This is a genomic window from Mesorhizobium sp. WSM4840, from assembly GCF_055811755.1.
The window spans coordinates 1-2,748 of record NZ_JBVVQD010000083.1; the positions used below are offsets into that span (position 1 = coordinate 1).

3 protein-coding genes are annotated in these 2,748 nt (G+C 67.0%); 2 read left to right on the forward strand and 1 reads right to left on the reverse strand.

The annotated features are described in order from the left end of the window. Positions 1 to 337 (reverse strand): hypothetical protein (locus AC0L3I_RS36695; protein WP_473530200.1); only part of this gene is annotated, 337 nt, incomplete at its 3' end. Here AC0L3I_RS36695 and AC0L3I_RS36700 point away from each other — a divergent pair. Both AC0L3I_RS36700 and AC0L3I_RS36705 read left to right on the forward strand, forming a co-directional pair. Beyond that, positions 336 to 500, forward strand: a complete 165-nt coding sequence (locus tag AC0L3I_RS36700; protein WP_473530201.1) for a hypothetical protein — start codon at positions 336 to 338, stop codon at positions 498 to 500. The genes AC0L3I_RS36695 and AC0L3I_RS36700 overlap by 2 nt on opposite strands. Continuing rightward, positions 493 to 2,718, forward strand: a complete 2,226-nt coding sequence (locus AC0L3I_RS36705; protein WP_473530202.1) for a recombinase family protein — start codon at positions 493 to 495, stop codon at positions 2,716 to 2,718. The genes AC0L3I_RS36700 and AC0L3I_RS36705 overlap by 8 nt, the downstream gene beginning before the upstream one ends. Positions 2,719 to 2,748 lie beyond the last annotated feature (30 nt).

A 2,748-nucleotide genomic window follows, 5' to 3' on the forward strand; every position in this document is an offset into this window, starting at 1 on the left:
AAGGAAACATCTTCAGACTGCCCGTCACCAGGACCTTCCGACATCGGTGACGATCACACGCGCGGGCCATGCCTTTGAAGGGCGGGCCCTGGTTGCATACAGCCGGTTCAAGCGCCGCGGCACACCGTTGCTGCTCGTGGAATTGCCGGACGGCAGCCGGACCCACATGCCGGTAGCGTGGACGGATCTTGGCGCTGCCAACGGCGTTGTCGCCGACCTGCCGGCCCGTCCCACCGACCTTGGCCGGCTCACGGATTTTCTCAATCTGCGCATTCTGGTGGACGCTTTTCTGAAGCGGGCCGGCGAGTCGCCGCCCGATGATAAGGAGGAGCGGCATGCAACGACAATTGAAGCTGACCTTTCCCGACGAAGAAAGCGACCGGCGGCCCGACCCGCCTGCCTGGGAAAGGCTGGACGCCGAAGCACGAGCGAAGGCGTTGCGCCGGCTCGCCCTGATGATCGCTCACATGCTGATGGCCAGGGAGGCGGATCATGACTGAACACAGCAAAATCACCGCCGCTCACCAGGCCCGCCTGGCCGTTGTTTACTTGCGCCAGTCGAGCGCCTCGCAGGTGGAGAACAACCGTGAATCGACCGAGCGGCAATACGCGCTCTCCGGCCGGGCGCGCGAGCTGGGTTGGCCAGCCGAGCGCATCGTCGTCATCGACGAGGACCTCGGCCTGTCCGGCTCCGGGGCCGTGGTCCGCGCCGGCTTTGCCCGGCTGACCAGCGAGGTGGCGCTGGCCCGGGTCGGCATCGTGCTCGGCCTGGAGGTCTCGCGGCTGGCGCGCAACAATGCCGACTGGCACCGGCTGATCGAGCTGGCCGGGCTGACCGATACGCTGATTGCCGATGCCGACGGCATCTACCACCCGGCCCTGTTCAACGACCGGCTTTTGCTCGGTTTGAAAGGCGCCATGAGCGAGGCCGAGCTGCATGTCCTGCGCGCCCGCCTCAATGGCGGCATCAAGAACAAGGCGGCACGCGGCGAATTGCGCCGTGGCCTGCCGATCGGCTTCGTCTGGGGCGAGGACGACGGCGAGATCCTGCTCCACCCCGACGAGGCGGTCGTCAATGTCATCCGCACCATCTTCGCCCGTTTCGCCGAACTGGGCTCGGCGCGCCGCGCCTGGCTGTGGCTGCGCGCGCAGGGCATGAAGTTCCCGCTGTCGCTTGGTGGGCATCATGAGCTGCGCTGGAGCGAAGCCAGCTACCATGCCGTTCATTCCGTGCTTGCCAATCCGGTCTATGCGGGCGCCTATGTCTATGGCAAGAATCGTCGAGAGACGGTGCTCGACGAAACCGGCGCGCGGCGCAAACGGATCCGCAAGCTGCCGATGGACGAATGGCAAGTGCTGATCAAGGACCATCATCAGGGCTATATCGACTGGCCGACCTTCGAGGCCAATCGAGAGCGCATGGCGACCAACACCCGCCCCCGTCCCCATGCCGAAGCCGGGGGAGGCTCTGGCGGCGCGGTGCGTGAAGGCGGCGCCCTGCTTCAGGGCATTGCCCGCTGCGGTCATTGCGGGCGGCGCCTGCGCACTCATTACCGTGGCCGCACCGCGACACCGGGCTATCATTGCGCCGGTAAGGTCATCGCCGAGGGACGCGGCGTCTATTGCCTCAATGTCGGCGGCGTGCAGATCGACGAAGCCGTGGTCGCGGCCTTCCTGGAAGCGCTGGAGCCGGCACGCCTGGCCGCCACGCTGGCGGCGGCCGAGCGGCTGGAAAACGACCGCGAGGCGGCACTCAAGCAATGGCGGCTCGATGTCGAGCGGGCGCAGTTTGCCGTTGACCGCGCCGAGCGCCGCTATCGCGCCGTCGATCCCGACAATCGCCTGGTCGCCCGCACGCTCGAGCAGCAGTGGGAGGAGGCCCTGCGTGCCCTGGAGGCGGCCAAGGCTGAACTGGTGCGGCGCGAGGCGGAGCGTCCGCGTGGGCTGTCGGCCACGGAGCGGGAGAAGCTGCTTTGCCTCGGCGCCGATCTGGCGAGCGTCTGGCACGCGCCGACCACGACGGCGCGTGACCGCAAGGAGCTCTTGCGCACGCTGATCGAGGAGGCCACCCTCCATGTCGACCGCGACAAGGCGGCGGCGCAACTCGCCCTGCGCTGGAAGGGCGGCGCGCTGAGCCACCTCGCCGTCGCCCTCCCGCGCTCGCGGCCGGCGACGGTGCGCACCGACGAGGATACGCTGACGCTGCTGCGGCGGTTGGCGCCACATTACCCCGACGCCGTCATCGCCGGCATTCTCAACCGCCAGGGCCGTCGAACGGTCTATGGCCACCGCTTCGACGCCAACCGCGTCGGCAATCTGCGCCGCTACTGGAAGATCCCCGTCTGCAAGGCCAAGTTACCGGCCGCCGACGGCGACATTGTCACCGTCCGTCAGGCCGCCATCGCGCTCGGCGTGGCGCCCTCGACCCTCCACCGCCACATCAACGACGGCCTCATCCAGGGCGAACAGATCACGCCTGGCGCGCCATGGCGCATTCGCCTGACCACGGACCTCAAGGCCCGCTTCCTCGCCACGCCCGCCGACGGCTTTGAACCCATCCGCGACGCCATGGATACTCTCGGCCTGTCGCGCCAAAGTCTGTTGCAGCGAGTGAAGCGCCGCGAGCTGGAAGCCGTTCATGTCGTCCGTGGACAGAGAAAAGGTCTATGGATCAAGACCATAGACAACATTCCCACCCTCTTCGAATACAACTCATGAACCAGGGGGTATTATGACAATGGTTCCAAG

Coding starts and splice junctions, on each gene's coding strand:
- AC0L3I_RS36700 (WP_473530201.1), top strand. CDS start 336: ATGCAACGACAATTGAAGCTGACCTTTCCCGACGAAGAAAGCGACCGG.
- AC0L3I_RS36705 (WP_473530202.1), top strand. CDS start 493: ATGACTGAACACAGCAAAATCACCGCCGCTCACCAGGCCCGCCTGGCC.